Genomic DNA, 17375 nt, shown 5'->3' with positions numbered 1-17375 from the left:
GACGACTCCGTTCCGTTGCGTGACAGTGCCCTGCATCTGACAGCATGCCCGCCCCGGCCCCCCGCCAGGGTCAAGGTCGGGGGTAACGTCGTGGGGCGTGGCGGGCGCCGGAACGCAGTGACACTGCACAGCACGGGGGACCCGCCGACGGATGAGCAGCGAAAGGCACGAAGTGACTGACCTCCCTTCCGACATCACCCGAGTCGGCGTAGTGGGCTGTGGCCAGATGGGCGCGGGCATCGCCGAGGTGTGCGCCCGCAGCGGCCTCGAGGTGAAGGTCGCCGAGACCACCGGCGAGGCCCTGGAGATCGGGCGCACCCGGCTGCACAACTCCCTGACCAAGGCCGCCGAACGCGGCAAGATCAGCGAGGAGGAGCGGGACGCCACGCTGGCCCGCCTCACCTTCACCACCGATCTCGGCGAGTTCGCCGACCGCGACCTCGTCATCGAGGCCGTCGTCGAGAACGAGCAGGTCAAGACGGAGATCTTCCAGGTCCTCGACCAGGTGATGACCCGCCCGGACGCGATCCTCGCCTCCAACACCTCCTCGATCCCGCTGGTCAAGCTGGCCGTCACCACCTCGCGGCCCGACCAGGTCATCGGCATCCACTTCTTCAACCCCGCCCCGGTGCAGCAGCTCGTCGAGCTGATCCCGGCGCTGACCACGAGCGAGGAGACCATCAAGCGGGCCGAGGCCCTGGTGGGGAAGGTCCTGGGCAAGCACGCGATCCGCGCCCAGGACCGGTCGGGCTTCGTCGTCAACGCGCTCCTGGTCCCCTACCTGCTGTCGGCCATCCGGATGTTCGAGTCCGGCATCGCGAGCCGCGAGGACATCGACAACGGCATGGAGCTGGGCTGCGCCCACCCGATGGGTCCGCTCAAGCTGTCCGACCTGATCGGCCTCGACACGATCGCCTCGATCGCCGACTCGATGTACGCCGAGTACAAGGAGCCCCTGTACGCCGCTCCCCCGCTGCTCCAGCGGATGGTCGACGCGGGGCGCCTGGGCCGCAAGACCGGCTCGGGCTTCTACCCGTACGGCTGATCCCGCACGGCTGATCCCATGCGGCCGACCCGACCCGGCTCCCGCGGCTCGACTCCCGCGACCCGGGTCAGCCGAGCCGCAGGTGGTGCAGGAGCAGCAGCCCGGCCGCCATGTTGGCGGCCGGGATCTCGCCGCGGGCGATCATGTCCGGCACGAGTTTGAGCGGTACCCACTCGCGGCGCGAGGACTCGAAGTCGTCCTCGGGATGTCCGATGTACGTCGCCCCGTCCGCCCAGTAGAGGTGGTGGCGGGCATCGGTCAGCCCGTTGGCCGGCTCGACGGTCATCAGGTGGTGGAGGGGTCCGGGCCGCCAGCCCGACTCCTCCTCCATCTCCCGGGCCGCGGCCGCCGCGATGTCCTCGCCGTCCTCGACCACGCCCGCGGGCAGTTCCCAGCCCCAGCTGTCGGTGATGAACCGGTGCCGCCACAGCAGCAGCACCTCGTTGGCCTCGTTGACGGCCGTGGCGACGGCGACCGGCCGCAGCCGGATCACGAAGTGGTCCAGGTGCCGGCCGTCGGGAAGCTCCACATCGGCGAGATTCACGTCGAACCAGCGGTTCTTGTACACGGTCTGCTCACTCAGGTTCGTCCACTGCACGGTTGTGCCACCTTCCGTTCGAGTAGGTGGCAACATGGCAGCAGTTCGCGCGCTCACAGGGGAACGCGCAGCGCCCCGTCGATCAGCTGCGCGGTCTCCTGCGCGCCGGAACATCCGCTGGTCAGCAACTGTTCGCGGACCGCCCGCAGCCGGTCCCGCAGTCGCAGCGACTCCATGCCCTTGGCCCGCTCGGCCATCTCCGCGGCGGCCGCCACGGCCCGGTCCGCCTCGCCCTGGCGCAGCTGGATCTCGCACAGCATCGCCAGCCGGTGGACCCGCCCGCGATCGTGCGCCGGAGTCCCGACCGCCGCCGTCGCCTGCTCGTGGGCGGCGTGCAGGTCACCCAGGCTGAGCAGCGCCTCGGCCACCTGTACGTTGACCAGCCCGGGCTGTACGTACCCCGTCTCGTCCGGCTCCGTGCCGGGCCGGATCCGCTCGGCGGCCGCCTCGGCGCTGCGGATGCAGGCCAGCGCGGCCGCGGTGTCGCCGAGTTGGGCGTAGGCCTTGGCCTGCATGGCGTACAGGTCCGCGGTGAGGGCCGGGGTGGTGTGCCGGCCCGCGGCCCGCAGCGCGGCCTCGGCGAAGGCGACGGCCTGGCGGTACTCCCTCAGGTGCAGGGACTGGTTGACGATCAGCGCGATGACATAGGCGCCGAGCCCCCGGTCCCCGCTGGCCTTCGCGAGCCTCAGTGCCTGGTGGAAGTAGCGCTGGGCGAGCCCGTGGGCGTCCGAGTCGTACGCGCAGATCCCGGCCACCGCCACGAGGGACCCGGTGGCCCGGTGCAGCTGGCGGCCGAGCCCGTCGGGATAGCTGCCGCGCAGCATCGGCGCGGTCTCGCTGCCGAGGAAGCGGACGATGCGGGCCCGGGTGGCCACCCCGCCGGCCCGGCGGTACATCAGCTCGTAGTGGGCGCGGGCGGCCCGGAGGATCTCGATGTGCTCCGGTCCGATGCGGTTCGGCCCGTCGCGGGAGACGTCGGCGTCCTCGGGCGGGTTCTCCCACTCCCAGACCGGGATCACGGCGGGCGTCCCGGTGACTGCCTCGGCGGTGAACAGCTGGACGCGGCCCTGCTCGTCGGAGCGCCACAGGGCGGCCGCCCGGTCGACGAAGCCGCTGAGCGGGGAGCCGTGCGGGGACGCGGGCTGGCCGGGCAGGCCGAGCCCCACGTCGTCCAGCGACACCGGTCGGCGGAGCCGGCCGCCGAGCACCTCGCAGATCAGGTCGGGCACCTGGCCGCGCGGCCGCTGGCCCTTCAACCACCGGGTGACGGCGGTGTGTTCGTAGCGCAGGGCGAGTCCGCGGGAGCGGCCGGCCTGGTTGACGTGCGCCGCGAGTCCGGCGTGGGACATGCCCGCCTCGGCGAGGAGGGCATCGAGAAGGGCATTGGGCTGCATGGGCCCCTCCAAGGGCTCTTCGGTCTCAGGCTAGTGGGTGCGCGGTTCACACGGGGTGTACTCCTTTTGATTCACACAGGGTGTGAAGTGAGAACGCGCATAAATGCGATACGCACCCTGCCGCAACGAGCCCTGGGGGCGGTTCACTTAAGAGCCTCGCCAAAGAGGCAGCTCGGGTCGTCGGCTCCCCCTCGTACAGTGCGACGACCCGCACCGCGCCGCCCGCCCTGCTGTCTGCCCGACACTCCATGGCAGGCGGGCGGCGCGCTCCGGCTCCGCCGGCGCCCGGTTGGTCGCCGGGCCCCGGCAGGGGTCGTGGAACGCGCGCCGGGCCCTCCCACCGGGCCCGGTGTGCGGTCCCTCCGGTTCAGGGGTTGCGGTCGCTGCGCAGCACCAAGAGGGCGACGTCGTCGGTGAGTTGCCCGCCGGTGTGGCGAAGCAGTTCGGCGTGCACGCCCGCGACCAGCCGCGCGGGCGTGTCCGCGGGCTGCTCCGCGAGCACGCTGCGCAGGGGGAAGAAGCGGCCGAGGCGGTCGCGGGCGTCTTCGGCCCCGTCCGTGTGCAGGAACAGCAGGTCTCCGGGCCACAGTCGGCCGCAGTCCTGCGGCTGGAGGTCCGGCGGTACGGGCACCACCCCGAGCGGCGGGAGCGTCTCGCCCCCGTCGAGCGGCCGCACGTCCCGACGCCGCCGGGCGGAGCCGTCCACCACCCCGCCCCTTCTCCGTTTCCCGGGTTCCGCCCGGACCCTCGCCTCGAACGCCGGCGGGGCCGGACCCGCCCGGCGGGGGCCGCACGCCCCGCAGGGCTCGAGCGGCTGCGGCTCGCGCAGCAGGTACGGCCAGGGGTGGCCGCAGTTCAGGGCCAGTACGGAGCCGTCCTCGCCGATCTGGAGCAGCAGCACCGTCACGAACTCCTCCGCGGCGTCCTGGGCCATGACGTACCGGGCCAGGGCCCGTTCCATCCGCACCAGCACCCCGCCGAGCGCGGGTTCGTCGTACGCCGCCTCCCGGAAGGCGCCGAGCACCGCCGCCGCCGCGCCCAGCGCCGGCAGTCCGTGCCCCCGTACGTCCCCGATCACCACCCGCACCCCGTAGGCCGTCGGCACGGCCTCGTACAGGTCGCCGCCCACCGCGGCACCCCGGCTCTCCGACAGCTGGGCCGCCGCCAGTGACAGGCCCTCGATCCGCGCCGGCAGCGGCCGCAGCAGGGCCCGCTGGGCCGCGCCCGCGATCTCCTGCATGCGTCTCAGCTCCGCCAGGAGCGCGCGCCGGATGTGCAGGGCACATCCGGTGGCCAGTAACAGGAACGCCGCGCAGCTGGCCAGGCTGGGGCCCAGCCGCCCGGGGGTGGAGAGCTCCCAGGACACCGCGGCGCCGCCCCATGCGAGGACGCACACCCGACGCACCTGAGGCATCTCCCCGCGCGTGATCATCGTTCCGGCCTCCCCTCGGCCGCAACGATTCTGTCGACCCGCCGCATCGATGGACACGGGTCACGAGCGTTCTCACCCAAATGAGTGAGGGGCATATCCGCAGGTCCGGACATGCCCCTCAGTGCCTCGATCCGCCGCGGCGGCAGGCGGTTACACGGTCACGCCCCGCGCAGCACCGCGCCCGTACGCTCGCCCGCCAGCGCCACCGCCGCGTCGCGCGCGGCCGTGGACTCCTCGGCGGTCAGCGTGCGGTCGGCCGCACGGAAGCGCAGCGCGTACGCCAGGGACTTCTTGCCCTCGCCGACCTGCTCGCCGGTGAACACGTCGAACAGCCGCAGGGACTCCAGCAGTTCGCCGGCGCCCTTGCGCAGCGCGGTCTCGACGTCGGCCGCCGGAACCGAGGCGTCGACGATCAGCGCGACGTCCTGGGTCGCCACCGGGAAGGTGGAGATCCGGGGCGCCTCCACGGCCTCGCCGCCGGCCGCCGCGAGGCGGTCCAGGTCGAGCTCCATGGCGCTGGTGCGGGCCGGCAGGCCCATCGCCTTGACGACGCGCGGGTGCAGCTCACCGGCGTGGCCGATGACCGTCTCCACCCCGTTCAGGGTGACGAGCAGCTCGGCGCAGCGGCCCGGGTGCCACGGCCCGTACTGGCCCTGGCGCACGACGAGCTCGACACCGGCCTCGGCGGCCAGCGAGCGCGCGGCCTGCACCGCGTCCGCCCACTCGGCCGGGCGGCCCTTGCCCCACCAGCCGGCCTGCTCGCGCGCTCCGGCCAGCACGACCGCGGCGTACCGCGGCTGGGCCGGCAGGGCGGCGTTCAGCGTGGCGATCTCCTCGGCCGTGGGACGCCGGTCGACGGGCAGCCGTACGGCGACGCCCGGCTGCGGGCCGGCCCGGAAGACCGAGCCCGTCTCGAAGAGGGCGAGGTCGTGGCTGCCCCGGCTGTCGTTGCGGCGCAGCGCGCCCAGCAGACCCGGCAGCAGCGTGGTGCGCAGCGCCGGCTCCTCGTCGGAGAGCGGGTTGACCAGCTTGACGACCTGGCGGGCCGCGTCGTGCGCGGGCAGCTGGAGCTGGTCGAAGACGTCCTCGCCGACGAACGGGTAGCTGAGCGCCTCGACGTAGCCCGCGCCGGCCAGCGCGCGGCCGACCCGGCGGTGGAGCTGCTGCCGGGCGTTCAGACCGCGGCCGGAGGGCAGCTTCGGCAGGGTCGACGGGAGGTTCCCGTAGCCCTCCAGCCGGATGACCTCTTCGGCGAGGTCGTTGGGCTCGGCGAGGTCGGGCCGCCACGAGGGGACGGTGACGACGAGCTCGTCCTGGCCGTAGACGTCGCAGCCGACCTCCTGGAGGCGGCGGACGACGGTCTCGCGGCCGTAGTCCATGCCCGCGACCCGGTCCGGGTGGTCCGCGCGCATCGCGATGGAGCGCGGGGCGCCCGGGGCGGTGAGCTCGGTGACGCCGGCCTCGGCGGTGCCGCCCGCGAGCAGCACGAGCAGGTCGACGGTCCGCTGCGCGGCCGCGGAGGCCGCCTGCGGGTCGACGCCGCGCTCGAAGCGCTTGGAGGCCTCGGAGGCGAGCTTGTGGCGGCGGGCGCTGCGCGAGATCGCCAGCGCGTCGAAGTGCGCGGCCTCGATGACGACGTCCGTGGTGCCCGAGACGATGCCGGTCTCGGGGTCGGTCACGGAGTCGGCGATCTCGGTGTTGGCGCCGCCCATGACACCGGCGAGGCCGATCGGCCCGCTGTTGTCGGTGATCACCAGGTCCTCGGCGTCGAGCGTGCGCTTGACCCCGTCGAGGGTGGTGAACTTCTCGCCCTGCTCGGCGCGGCGCACGCCGATGGCGCCGTCCAGGCGGGAGCGGTCGTAGGCGTGCAGCGGCTGGCCGAGTTCGAGCATCACGTAGTTGGTGACGTCGACGGCGAGCGAGATCGGGCGCATGCCGGCCTTCTGCAGGCGCCGCGTGAGCCAGATCGGGGACTTCGCCTCGGGGTCGAGGCCGGTCACCGTACGGGCGGTGAAGCGGTCGCAGCCGGCCGGGTCGTCGATCTTGACCAGGTAGCCGTACGAGTTCGGCGCGGGCACGTCGAGCAGCGCCGGGTCGCGCAGCGGCAGGCCGTACGCGGTGGCGGCCTCACGGGCCACACCGCGCATCGACAGGCAGTAGCCGCGGTCCGGGGTGACGGCGATGTCGAGGACCTCGTCGATGAGCTGGAGCAGCTCGATCGCGTCGGTGCCGACCTCGTGCTCGGGCGGCAGCACGATGATCCCGTGCGTGCCGTCGTCGCCCATGCCCAGCTCCTCGCCGGAGCAGATCATGCCGTGCGAGGTCTTGCCGTACGTCTTGCGCGAGGCGATCGCGAAGTCGCCGGGCAGGACGGCGCCGGGCAGGACCACGACGACCTTGTCGCCGACGGCGAAGTTCCGGGCGCCGCAGACGATCTCCTGCGGCTCTCCGGTGCCGTTGGCCTGGCCGACGTCGACCGTGCAGAAACGGATCGGCTTGCGGAAGCCCTCGAGCTCCTCGATGGTCAGCACCTGGCCGACGACCAGGGGGCCCTTCAGGCCGGCGCCGAGCTGCTCGACCCTCTCGACCTCGAGGCCGGCATCTACGAGCTTGGCCTGTACGTCACGACCGGTTTCGCCCGCAGGCAGGTCGACGTACTCCCGCAGCCAAGAAAGCGGGACCCGCATCAGATCTCCATCCCGAACGGCCGGGTGAACCGGACGTCACCCTCGACCATGTCTCGCATGTCTTCGACGTTGTGGCGGAACATCAGCATCCGCTCGATGCCGAACCCGAAGGCGAACCCGCTGTACTTCTCGGGGTCCACACCGCAGGCGATGAGCACCTTGGGGTTGACCATTCCGCAGCCGCCGAGCTCGATCCAGCCCTCGCTGGAGCAGGTGCGGCACGGACGGTCGGGGTTGCCCACCGACTCGCCGCGGCACACGTAGCACTGCATGTCCATCTCGGCGGACGGCTCGGTGAACGGGAAGAAGTTCGGGCGCAGCCGCGTGGTCATGTCCTTGCCGAAGAGCGCCTGGACCATGTGGTCCAGGGTGCCCTTGAGGTCGGCCATGGTCAGGCCCTCGTCCACGGCGAGCAGCTCGACCTGGTGGAAGACCGGGGTGTGCGTCGCGTCGAGCTCGTCGGTGCGGAACACCCGGCCCGGGCACACCACGTACACGGGCGGCTCCCGGTCGAGCAGCGAGCGCGCCTGCACCGGGGAGGTGTGGGTGCGCAGCACGACGCCGGACTCGTCGCCCTCGGTGCCCTTCGGGCCCTGGACGAAGAACGTGTCCTGCATCTGGCGCGCCGGGTGGTCGGGCGTGAAGTTGAGGGCGTCGAAGTTGAACCACTCCGCCTCGACCTCGGGGCCCTCGGCCACCTCGTAGCCCATGGCCGTGAAGATGTCCGCGATGCGGTCCATCAGCGTGGTCAGGGGGTGCCGGGCACCGGCGGGGACGCGGTCGTAGGGCAGCGTGACGTCCACCGCCTCCTCGACCAGCACCCGCTCGTCGCGCTCCGCTTCGAGCGCGACCGTGCGGGCCCCGAAGGCCTTGTTCACGGCGCCGCGGGCCTGACCCACGCGCTTGCCCGCCTCGGCCTTGGCCTGCGGCGGCAGGGCGCCGATCTCGCGGTTGGCGAGCGCCAGGGGCGAGCGGTCGCCCATGTGCGCGGTCTTCGCCTCACGCAGCGCGTCGAGGTCGCCGGCGGTCGCGAAGGCGGCGAGCGCCTCGTCCCGCATGCGCTCGATCTCTTCCGGTTTCAGTGCCTCGACCTCGACAGGGTCGTACGACTTGTTCGGTGCCGACATCTCTTCCCGTACTTCCGATGGCTGGCTGGTGGGTCCCCCGCGCGACACGCTCTTCGCGCTCGGCACTAAGGACACAAAGGTGCCAAAGGACGAGTCTAAAGGTCGCTGGGGGTGAAGGAGCCCGTGGGCCGCCTGGCGAGACGCTCCGCAGGATTACTGCGTGAGGTAGGCCGGCGCCCCCACGGGCAGGATAAATCGGAACTCTGCGCCGCCGCCGGGGCCGCGGCCGACCGTGATGGCGCCGCCGTGGGCCTCGACGATGCCCTTGACGATGTACAGGCCCAGGCCGGTGCCGCCGCGCTTGCTGCCCCGCCAGAAGCGGGTGAAGACGCGGCCCATCGACTCCTCGGGGATCCCGGGGCCCTCATCGGTCACGGTGACGGCGGTGCCCTTCTCGGTCTTGCCCGCTGCGTTCGTCAGGCTGGTCGGCGATACGTCGATGGTGACCGTTCCCTCGCCGTGCCGCACCGCATTTTCGAGGAGGTTGCCGAGGATCTGGTCGATCTTGTCCGGATCGGCCCACAGATCGGGGAGCGAGCAGCTGACCCGTACGAGGAACCGGTCGGGTGCCTGGCCGTTCGCGGTGAGCGCCTGGACGTGGCGGCCCACGGCGGTGGCGATGTCCACCGGCTGGCGGCGCACCTCCAGGCGGCCGGAGTCGATGCGGGAGATGTCGAGGAGCTCGGCGATGAGGCGGGTGACGCGGTTGGCGTCGGCGTCGACGGTCTCCAGCATCAGCCGCTTCTGGTCGTCGGTGAACCGCTCCCACTTGGCGAGCAGGGTCGCGGTGAACCCCTTGACGGAGGTGAGCGGCGAGCGCAGCTCGTGCGCGACGGTGGCGATCAGCTCGGCGTGGCTGCGCTCGGTGCGCCGGCGTGCCTCGGTGCCGCGCAGGGTGACGACGAGGCGGCGCAGCGGGCCGGTGGGGTGGGTGCGCACGTACCGGGCGGAGACGAGCACCTCGCGGCCGCCGGGCAGCAGGAGATTGCGCTCGGGCTGGCCGCGCCGGGTGGCGAGGCCCCCGTACGGATCGGTCAGCGCCCACCAGCGGCGGCCGTCGAGGTCCTCCAACGGCAGCGCCCGGTCGATCCGCGCGCCGAGCGCCTGGCCGGGGGCCAGCGCGGTGATCCGGGCGGCGGCGGAGTTGAAGCAGATGACGCGGCCGGTGTGGTCGGCGACGACGAGCCCGTCGGGGAGGTCGTCGGGGTCGATCCCGAGCGCGGTGAACTCGGTGACCCCGCCCGGTTCGGCCGGGTCGCGGGTCTCGCGGGGTTCGCGCGGCCCGGGTGCGGCCGCGGCGGCGCGCCCCGCGCCCTGCGGGGGCACGGCCGCCAGCGACGGCGTCCCGGAGGCCGTCACGGCCCCTGGCGAGCTGTTCGTACCGACGGTCATGTCCCCGTACCCCACATCTCCGAGTAGCGCAGTGGGCCCCCGGGCCGCCACATTACTAGCTGGGGGTCACGGAGCGGCACCCTCCGGGAGCCCGCTGTGCACGAGCGGACGCGTAGAGGCACACCGCGGCGGCCGTGGCGAGGTTCAGGCTCTCGGCCTTGCCGTGGATCGGAACGCGCACGACGGCGTCGGCGAGCGCCCGGGTCTCCTCGGGCAGGCCCCACGCCTCGTTGCCGAAGACCCAGGCCGAGGGGGTGCCCATGGTGCCCGCGTCCAGCTCGGCGTCCAGGTCGTCCTCGCCGGCCCCGTCGGCGGCCAGGACCCGCACGCCGGCCGCCCGCAGCCCCTCGACGGCCTGCTCGACGGGGACGCCGACCGCCACCGGCAGGTGGAAGACGGAGCCCACGGAGGCGCGTACGGACTTCGGGTTGTACAGGTCCACGGACGCGTCGGTCAGGACCACCGCGTCGGCGCCGGCGGCGTCGGCGCAGCGCAGCACCGTGCCGGCGTTGCCGGGGTCGCGGACGTGCGCGAGGACGGCGACGAGCTTGGGCCCGGCCTTGAGGATGTCCTCGAAGGGCGAGTCGAGGAAGTGGCAGACGCCGACGAGCCCCTGCGGGGTGACGGTCTGCGAGACCTCGGCGAGCACCTCGTCGGAGGCGTAGTGGACGCGGGCGCCGGCGTCCAGCGCGGCCTCGATGATCCCGGTGTGGCGCTCGGCGGCCTCGACGGTCGCGAACAGCTCGATCAGGGTCGACGCGCCGCCGGCGCCCCGGTGCTCGACGGCCTCGCGGACGGCCTGCGGGCCCTCGGCGATGAACCGGCGCTCCTTGGTGCGGAAGTTGCGCCGCGCCAGTCGCCTGGCGGCGGCCACCCGCGGGGATCGGGGGGAGATCAGCTCGGCGGGGGCGGGGGTACCCATGGCGGTCGGCTCGCTTCCGTGCGTACTGCGGGTCGAAACAGGTGGATCGGCTACAACGCACCGGACCCGCAGGCACGGGGCCTGCGGGTCCGGGCTGAAGCCTGTGAAGGGCTTGCTGCGCGCGAAGCGTGCTGCTCGCTGCCTGCTGCTTAGGCGGCGGCAGCGGCCTTCGGGGCGTTCACGTCGGCCGGGAGCGCCTTCTGCGCAACCTCGACGAGCGCGGCGAAGGCGTTGGCGTCGTTGACGGCCAGCTCCGCGAGGATCTTGCGGTCCACCTCGATGTTGGCGGCCTTCAGACCCTGGATGAGGCGGTTGTACGTCATGCCGTTCTGGCGGGCAGCGGCGTTGATGCGCTGGATCCACAGCTGACGGAAGTCGCCCTTGCGCTTCTTGCGGTCGTTGAAGTTGTAGACCAGCGAGTGGGTGACCTGCTCCTTGGCCTTGCGGTACAGGCGCGAACGCTGACCGCGGTAGCCGGAGGCCGCCTCGAGGATCGCCCGGCGCTTCTTGTGGGCGTTTACTGCCCGCTTGACGCGTGCCACTTTTTAACTCCTTGTAGCGGGGCCGTGGGTGTCTTCACACGGCCCGAATTCGATGGGGTCCCGGTCTTGACGCCGTCCGCTCCCGGAAGGGGAGCGGAGAACGTCACTTGCCGAGAAGCTTCTTGATCTTCGCGGCGTCGCCGGGGGCCATCTCCGCGTTGCCGGTGAGGCGGCGGGTCAGACGGGACGACTTGTGCTCGAGCAGGTGGCGCTTACCGGCACGCTCGCGGAGCACCTTGCCGGAGCCGGTGATCTTGAAGCGCTTCTTGGTACCGCTGTGCGTCTTGTTCTTCGGCATAGCGCCGTTATCTCCTCGTCGGTGGCGCCCCCCGCCGGTCCGGTTGGAGACCGGCGCCCGGGAGCGTCATGTTGTGTCGGTGATCCGAGACAGGCTGCCTCGGAATCAGGCCTCGGCCGGTGCCTCGGGAGAGGCGGCCTCGGTGACCTCGGCCTCGGCGTCGGCCTCGGCGGAGGCGACCTCGGTGCCCTCCTCGACGGGGGCTTCCTCGGAAGGAGCCTCGTCGGCGGCGACACCCTGGCGCTCGGCCTTGCGGGCGGCCTGCGCCTCGCGGGCTTCGGCCATCGCCTCGGTCTTCTTCTTGTGCGGACCGAGGACCATGATCATGTTGCGGCCGTCCTGCTTCGGGTTCGACTCGATGAACCCGAGGTCCTCGACGTCCGAAGCGAGACGCTGCAGCAGTCGGTAGCCGAGTTCCGGCCGGGACTGCTCGCGACCACGGAACATGATCGTGATCTTGACCTTGTCGCCCTGCTTGAGGAACCGAACGACGTGACCCTTCTTGGTGTCATAGTCGTGCGGGTCGATCTTCGGCCGGAGCTTCATTTCCTTGATGACCGTGTGCGCCTGGTTCTTGCGCGCCTCACGGGCCTTCATGGCCGACTCGTACTTGAACTTGCCGTAGTCCATGAGCTTGCAGACCGGCGGGCGTGCGGACGCCGCGACCTCGACCAGGTCGAGGTCGTACTCCTGCGCCAGCTCAAGGGCCTTGGCAAGCGGCACGATGCCGACCTGCTCACCGCTGGGACCGACGAGTCGTACCTCGGGAACGCGAATCCGGTCGTTGATGCGGGGCTCGGTGCTGATGGATCCTCCTCGGTAGCACCACACGGCTGCCTGGCAGACAGCCGCTGACGTCTGATGTCGTCAGACCAACCGCGGCGGAACATGAAAAATGCCCCGCCGAGGCACAGGCAGGGGCTCCAATACAACCGGAGCACCGCCGCATGCGATCGCGGGGCGCAGACTCGGGCAGCTTTCCATCGTCCGTACGGAACGATGGATGCCACCTGACCGGTGACCCGCCGCCCCGGAGGGTGGTCGGGTGGGAGAGCGGAGCCTCCACTTGTGGGCCGGGGACATGCGTCTCCGGCCGGTCGTCAGTCCAATATAGCATTCCGCGCCGGGTCCGCTCACCCGGCGGCCGGCGGCCGGTACGGGAGCAGGGGCCGGTCAGCGGCGTGCGCGGCCCGGCTTATCGTGTGAGGCATGACTGACGCGACCCCCACCCCCGCCACCGAGGCCGGCAGCACGCCGGACGCTCCCGACTACGACGCCATGACCCGCGACATCGCGGACGTGCCCGCCGTCGAGGTGATCACCACGGTGGCCGTGCACCTGCTGAGCGCCGCGGCGGTCAACCTGGGCCTGGACAAGCCGGACTCCGAGCACAAGGACCTCGACGAGGCCCGCAAGCTGATCACGGCCCTGGCCGGCCTGGTCACGGCGAGCGCCACCGAGATCAGCTCCTTCCACGCGGCCCCGCTGCGCGACGGCCTGAAGTCGCTGCAGCTCGCCTTCCGCGAGGCCTCGATCGTGCCGGACGAGCCGGGCCAGGGTCCGGGCGAGAAGTTCACGGGCCCGGTCTTCGGCTGAGCCGCCCGTACGCGTTGCGCGCAAGGGCCGGGGCGCTGCCCCGGCCCTTGCGCGTTCTCGGCGCTCGGCGGGACGGTCAGCGGGTGAAGAGCGGCTCCCCGGACGGGGCCGGGGCCTCCGGCGGGAGCAGCGCCAGGTCCAGTCCGCGTACGAGGCGGGCCCGCAGGGTCTCGTCGGCGGCCAGGGCCTCGGCGACGCGGCGGGCCGCGGTGTGGGGCTGCGCCCCGGCGGCCAGCACGATCGCGAGGGTGCCGTCGGCGTCCGCCCCGCCCGGCCCGAGGTGGGCGCGGAGCACGGCCGGCTCCGCGGACACGGCGGCCCGTACGGCTTCCCGCACCGCGGGGTCGGCCAGCGGGCCGGCGTCGGTGCGGCCCTCGGCCAGCGCGAGCAGCGCGGGGCCGGTGAGCTGGTAGGTGACGGGGCCGGCCAGGTCCAGCACCACGGTGTCGGCCTTCTCGTGCGCGGCGGCGGCCAGCGCCTGGTGCAGCGGGACGGCCACCGGGCGGGCGGCCGGGTCCCACAGGGCAAGCGAGGCGATCGAGGTGAACGCGGGCAGCGCCCGCCGGTCCCCCGCCCGCAGCGTCGGGACGGCCATGTCGCTGGTCTTCTCGCGCTTGAGGCCGCTCTCCGGGTCGGTCTCGACCTCGCCGAGCACGGCGACGACCGGGACCAGCAGGCGGGCGCCCTTGAGGGCGGCGAGCACCTCCGGCTCCTTCGCCCGGTCCGTGGACCAGGCGGCCAGGGCCGCGCTCAGCCGGGGGTCGGCGGAGCCGTCGTCGTCGGAGAAGCCGGGGTCGGGAATGTTTTTGTTCGCCACAGTTACCCGACCCTATCCCGGTCCCGGCCCCGTCGGGCGCCCCGCGGGCGGCGGGCCAGTACGAGGGCCGAGGCGAGCAGCACCAGCCCGGCGGCCGCGGCCGCCGGGGCTCCGAGCCGGGTGCCGCGCCCGGCGGCCCGGACCGGCTCGGGGCCGGGGCCGAAGTACGGCTGCGCGGCCGCGACGGGTACGGGGACCGGCGGCTCGGCGCGCAGCGCGTCGGCCGCCTGCAGGGCGGCGACGGGGTCCACGAGCCCGTGGCCGCGGGAGTCGTCGCGGCCGCCGGGCGGGGCGTCGGAGGCGGTCTCCTCCAGCAGTCGCTTGATCTGGGCCGGGGACAGGTCCGGGTGGGCGGCCTTGACGAGGGCCACGGCGCCGGAGACGAAGGCCGAGGCGGCACTGGTGCCCCAGCCCTCGTAGTAGGAGCGGTCGGGGTCGGCGATGACCACGTCGACGCCGGGGGCGCTGACGGTGGCGTACCAGTTGCTGGTGGAGAAGGGGGCCTTGTGTCCGCCGCGGTCGACGGCGGTGACGGCGATGACCCCGGGGTAGGCGGCCGGGTAGGAGGCGTGGTCGCCCTGGCGGCCTCCGTTGCCCGCCGAGGCCACGACGACCACGCCCTTGGCGAGGGCGTACTGGACGGCCTCGTCCTCGGCGGCCTCGTGATGGGCGGACTCGCTGTCGTCGCCGAGGGAGAGGTTGATCACGTTCGCGCCGTGGTCGGCGGCCCAGCGGATGCCCTCGGCGAGCGCCCCGCCCTTGCTCTCGCGTGCCTTGGCCCGGCCGGGGTCGCCCTCTTCGAGGATCACGCGGACGGGGAGGATCCTGGCCCGGGGGGCGATGCCGAGCACGCCCTGGCGGTGGTTGCCGCCGTGGCCGTGCCCGGCGATGATCCCGGCCATGGCGGTCCCGTGCCGGGCCCAGGCCCGATCGCCGCGCCCGGCGCCCATGCCGATCAGATCGGTCCCGTCGAGGACCTGCCCGGCCAGGTCGGGATGGCTGCCGTCGACCCCGGTGTCGAGGACGGCGACGGTGACCCCGGCGCCCTGGGTGGTGCCCCAGGCCTCCTCGGCGCGCAACGCGGTGAGCGCCCACTGCCGGTCGCGGATGGTGTCGGCGACGGCCGGCCCCCCGCCGGCCCCGGCGAGCAGCACCCCGAGCACGAGGGCGACGGCGGCCCGGGCGGGCCTCACCGGGGGTCGCCGGCGGGCGCGGGCGGTGCGGCGAGGGTCCGTACGGCGCGCTCCATGCGGTCGGCCACGGCCTTGGCCTCGTGGCCGAGGCCGGCCTGGGCGACGGCTCCGGCGGCGTCCTTGCGCATCATGTCCTCCGCGGGGCGTGGCGAGTCGAGCGTGCGGCCGTCGGTGAACGCGGAGACGGTGTAGACGACGACGGGGGCCCGCGCGACCACCGACGCGGTCCAGGCGGCGCGCTGGCTGTCGGCGAAGCCGTAGCCGGGCGGGGCCGGGAGGCGTCCGCGCAGCGTCTCCATCCGCGCCGCGTCGGCGGGGGTGAAGACCAGGCCGACGGTGACGAGGGAGCTGCGGGTGGCGTCGGTGTAGGTGGCGCGCAGGACGCGGGTGCAGCCGGTGGCGGCGAGTGCGGCCTGCCAGTCGGCGGCGAGTGCGGGTGCGCAGTCGGAGTCGGGTGCGAGCGCGATGCGGGTCCAGGTGCGGTCGGCCCCGCCGGGGCCGGCGTCGGCGCCGCCGAGGACGGGCGGGAACAGGCTGTCCACGGGCGTCTCGCGCCACAGCGATCCGGCCTTGCGGTAGGCGGCGCCGGCGGCCAAGGGCCGGTGGGCGTCCCGCTGTTGCACCCAGCCGCTCACCCCGGCCCCGCCGAGGAGGCCGACCCCGAGGACGGCGCACACCACGACGGCGACGCCGCGCCCGGCCCCGCGCCGCCCGGATGCGGCCACGGGCTCGGACAGGACCGCGGTCTGCGGTGTAGACGCACTCATCCGGCGGCTCCGCCCCCCGTTCCGTCCGGCTGCCACCCCGTACTCTACGCGCCCTCGCCGCCCCCTCCCCGGGGCCCGGCCCGGGGCGTCGCCCGACGCGCCGGGCGCGGTGCCGGGGGTCCGCCGGTCCGCGCCGGGACGCGGGACGGAACCGCGCGGCCACCGCCACAGACCCCTACCCACCGGTACGGCCATCTGGCAGGCTGCCGCCCATGAATCTTCCCGCCGGTGGAGACAGGGCCCGTTACGACCGGGCCACCGCGCACCTCGACGCGCCCCTGGCCATCGTCGATCTCGCCGCGTTCGACGCCAACGCCGACGACCTCGTCCGCCGCGCGGCCGGCAAGCCGATCCGCGTCGCCAGCAAGTCCGTCCGCTGCCGCGCGCTCCTCGAACGGGTCCTGGCCCGGCCCGGGTTCGCCGGGATCATGTCGTACACCCTCGCCGAGAGCATCTGGCTGGCCCGCTCCGGGTTCGAGGACGTGCTCCTCGCCTACCCCTCGGCCGACCGCACCGGCTTCGCCGAGCTCGCGGGCGACCCCAAGCTGGCCGCGGCCGTCACCGTGATGGTGGACGACCCCGCCCAACTGGAGCTGATCGACGGGGCGCGCGAGGGCGGGACGCAGGAGATCCGCGTCTGCCTCGAGCTCGACACGGCCCTCCACCTCCTCGGCGGCAGGATCCGTGTCGGCGCCCGCCGTTCACCGCTGCGCGAGCCCGCCCAGCTCGCCGCCCTCGCCCGTACGGTCGCCGCCCGTCCCGGCTTCCGTGTCGTCGGGGTCATGGGGTACGAGGGCCACGTCGCCGGGGTCGGGGACGCCCTCGCCGGGCGCCCCTTCCGCTCCCGCGCCGTCCGGCTCATGCAGGCCGCCGCCCGCAAGGAGCTCGCGGCCCGTCGCGCCGAGGCCGTACGGGCCGTACGGGCGGTGGTCCCGGATCTGGAGTTCGTCAACGGCGGCGGCACCGGCAGCGTGCAGCAGACCGCCGCCGAGGAGGCGGTCACGGAGATCGCGGCCGGCTCGGGGCTCTACGTACCGCGACTGTTCGACAACTACACGTCCTTCCGCGGCCGTCCGGCGGCGCTCTTCGCCCAGCCGGTGGTCCGCAGGCCCGGCGTCGGCGTGGTCACCGTCCTCGGCGGCGGGTACCCGGCCTCCGGCGCGGCCGGCGCGGACCGGCTCCCGGTCCCGTACCTCCCGCAGGGCCTGCGCTACGACCCCCAGGAGGGGGCCGGCGAGGTGCAGACACCGCTGCTCGGCAGCCCGGCCGACGATCTGCTGATCGGCGACCGGGTGTGGTTCCGCCACGCCAAGGCGGGCGAACTGTGCGAGCGCTTCGACGCGTTGCACCTCGTCGAGGGCGACCGGGTGACGGCCACCGTCCCGACGTACCGGGGCGAGGGCCGCACGTTCCTGTAGCCGCCGCTAGGGGGTGTCCGCAAAGTCCCGCCTGCCCCGCGGCGCCCGGCACGCGCGCTCGCGGCGTTGTCGTCGGTCGACGACGCGAGCGTCGCCTCTCTCCTCCGCCTTGCGATCGCACGCGCCAGACCCCGCCGGCCCCGCCCT

16 protein-coding genes are annotated in these 17375 nt (G+C 73.5%); 3 read left to right on the top strand and 13 right to left on the bottom strand.

From position 1 onward, the window contains the following. Positions 1–151 precede the first annotated feature (151 nt). The gene (locus ACFYZS_RS23650; RefSeq protein WP_389015926.1) at positions 152–1045 is read left to right on the top strand and encodes a 3-hydroxybutyryl-CoA dehydrogenase; all 894 of its coding nucleotides are present in this window, start codon (positions 152–154) and stop codon (positions 1043–1045) included. A 67-nt stretch (positions 1046–1112) separates the two neighbouring features. Here ACFYZS_RS23650 and ACFYZS_RS23645 read toward each other — a convergent pair whose 3' ends face one another. The 10 genes from ACFYZS_RS23645 to infC all read right to left on the bottom strand — a co-directional run bounded on the left by ACFYZS_RS23645 (position 1113) and on the right by infC (position 12268). After that, a complete protein-coding gene (locus ACFYZS_RS23645) occupies positions 1113–1643 on the bottom strand; it encodes an NUDIX hydrolase (protein WP_030157262.1) in 531 nt (176 codons plus the stop codon). A gap of 53 nt (positions 1644–1696) precedes the next feature. Next, positions 1697–3037, bottom strand: coding sequence for a transcriptional regulator (locus ACFYZS_RS23640; protein WP_389015924.1), 1341 nt, complete (start codon positions 3035–3037; stop codon positions 1697–1699). 367 nt (positions 3038–3404) lie between these two features. Beyond that, positions 3405–4433, bottom strand: coding sequence for a PP2C family protein-serine/threonine phosphatase (locus tag ACFYZS_RS23635; RefSeq protein ID WP_389015921.1), 1029 nt, complete (start codon positions 4431–4433; stop codon positions 3405–3407). Between the two features lie 194 nt (positions 4434–4627). Then, entirely contained in the window at positions 4628–7156 is a 2529-nt protein-coding gene (pheT, locus tag ACFYZS_RS23630) for a phenylalanine--tRNA ligase subunit beta (protein ID WP_389015918.1), read from the bottom strand. Continuing rightward, complete coding sequence (gene pheS / locus ACFYZS_RS23625; RefSeq protein WP_389015915.1) at positions 7156–8283, bottom strand: phenylalanine--tRNA ligase subunit alpha; 1128 nt, start codon at positions 8281–8283, stop codon at positions 7156–7158. Before pheS ends, pheT begins: the two co-directional genes overlap by 1 nt. A gap of 153 nt (positions 8284–8436) precedes the next feature. Beyond that, positions 8437–9675, bottom strand: a complete 1239-nt coding sequence (locus tag ACFYZS_RS23620; RefSeq protein ID WP_389015912.1) for an ATP-binding protein — start codon at positions 9673–9675, stop codon at positions 8437–8439. Positions 9676–9730: 55 nt separating this feature from the next. Further along, positions 9731–10597: a TrmH family RNA methyltransferase gene (locus ACFYZS_RS23615; protein ID WP_389015909.1), complete on the bottom strand. Its 867-nt coding sequence runs from the start codon at positions 10595–10597 to the stop codon at positions 9731–9733. Between the two features lie 149 nt (positions 10598–10746). Beyond that, entirely contained in the window at positions 10747–11139 is a 393-nt protein-coding gene (gene rplT, locus ACFYZS_RS23610; protein WP_030860181.1) for a 50S ribosomal protein L20, read from the bottom strand. 103 nt (positions 11140–11242) lie between these two features. Further along, positions 11243–11437 carry a 50S ribosomal protein L35 gene (gene rpmI, locus ACFYZS_RS23605; RefSeq protein WP_327282603.1) on the bottom strand — a complete coding sequence of 65 codons (195 nt, stop codon included), beginning with the start codon at positions 11435–11437 and terminating at the stop codon, positions 11243–11245. A gap of 105 nt (positions 11438–11542) precedes the next feature. Continuing rightward, positions 11543–12268 carry a translation initiation factor IF-3 gene (gene infC / locus ACFYZS_RS23600; protein ID WP_389015905.1) on the bottom strand — a complete coding sequence of 242 codons (726 nt, stop codon included), beginning with the start codon at positions 12266–12268 and terminating at the stop codon, positions 11543–11545. Between the two features lie 378 nt (positions 12269–12646). Between infC and ACFYZS_RS23595 the strand changes: the two genes are divergently transcribed. After that, the gene (locus ACFYZS_RS23595) at positions 12647–13033 is read left to right on the top strand and encodes a DUF1844 domain-containing protein (RefSeq protein ID WP_053688768.1); all 387 of its coding nucleotides are present in this window, start codon (positions 12647–12649) and stop codon (positions 13031–13033) included. Positions 13034–13109: 76 nt separating this feature from the next. Here the strand turns inward: ACFYZS_RS23595 and ACFYZS_RS23590 are convergent, their stop codons facing one another. Genes ACFYZS_RS23590 through ACFYZS_RS23580 form a run of 3 tightly spaced genes read right to left on the bottom strand, consistent with a single transcriptional unit; the run spans position 13110 to position 15810 of the window. Then, positions 13110–13850, bottom strand: a complete 741-nt coding sequence (locus tag ACFYZS_RS23590; protein WP_389015901.1) for an SseB family protein — start codon at positions 13848–13850, stop codon at positions 13110–13112. Between the two features lie 2 nt (positions 13851–13852). Continuing rightward, positions 13853–15043 carry a type VII secretion-associated serine protease mycosin gene (gene mycP / locus ACFYZS_RS23585; RefSeq protein ID WP_389015898.1) on the bottom strand — a complete coding sequence of 397 codons (1191 nt, stop codon included), beginning with the start codon at positions 15041–15043 and terminating at the stop codon, positions 13853–13855. Next, a complete protein-coding gene (locus ACFYZS_RS23580) occupies positions 15040–15810 on the bottom strand; it encodes a hypothetical protein (RefSeq protein ID WP_389015895.1) in 771 nt (256 codons plus the stop codon). The genes mycP and ACFYZS_RS23580 overlap by 4 nt, the downstream gene beginning before the upstream one ends. 212 nt (positions 15811–16022) lie before the next feature. Here ACFYZS_RS23580 and ACFYZS_RS23575 point away from each other — a divergent pair, with 212 nt between their 5' ends. Then, complete coding sequence (locus ACFYZS_RS23575; RefSeq protein WP_389015892.1) at positions 16023–17228, top strand: amino acid deaminase/aldolase; 1206 nt, start codon at positions 16023–16025, stop codon at positions 17226–17228. Positions 17229–17375 lie beyond the last annotated feature (147 nt).

It is taken from the genome of Streptomyces sp. NPDC001903 (assembly GCF_042891345.1).
In the GTDB taxonomy this organism is placed as follows: domain Bacteria; phylum Actinomycetota; class Actinomycetes; order Streptomycetales; family Streptomycetaceae; genus Streptomyces.
This window is presented reverse-complemented; position numbering and strand designations above follow the sequence as displayed.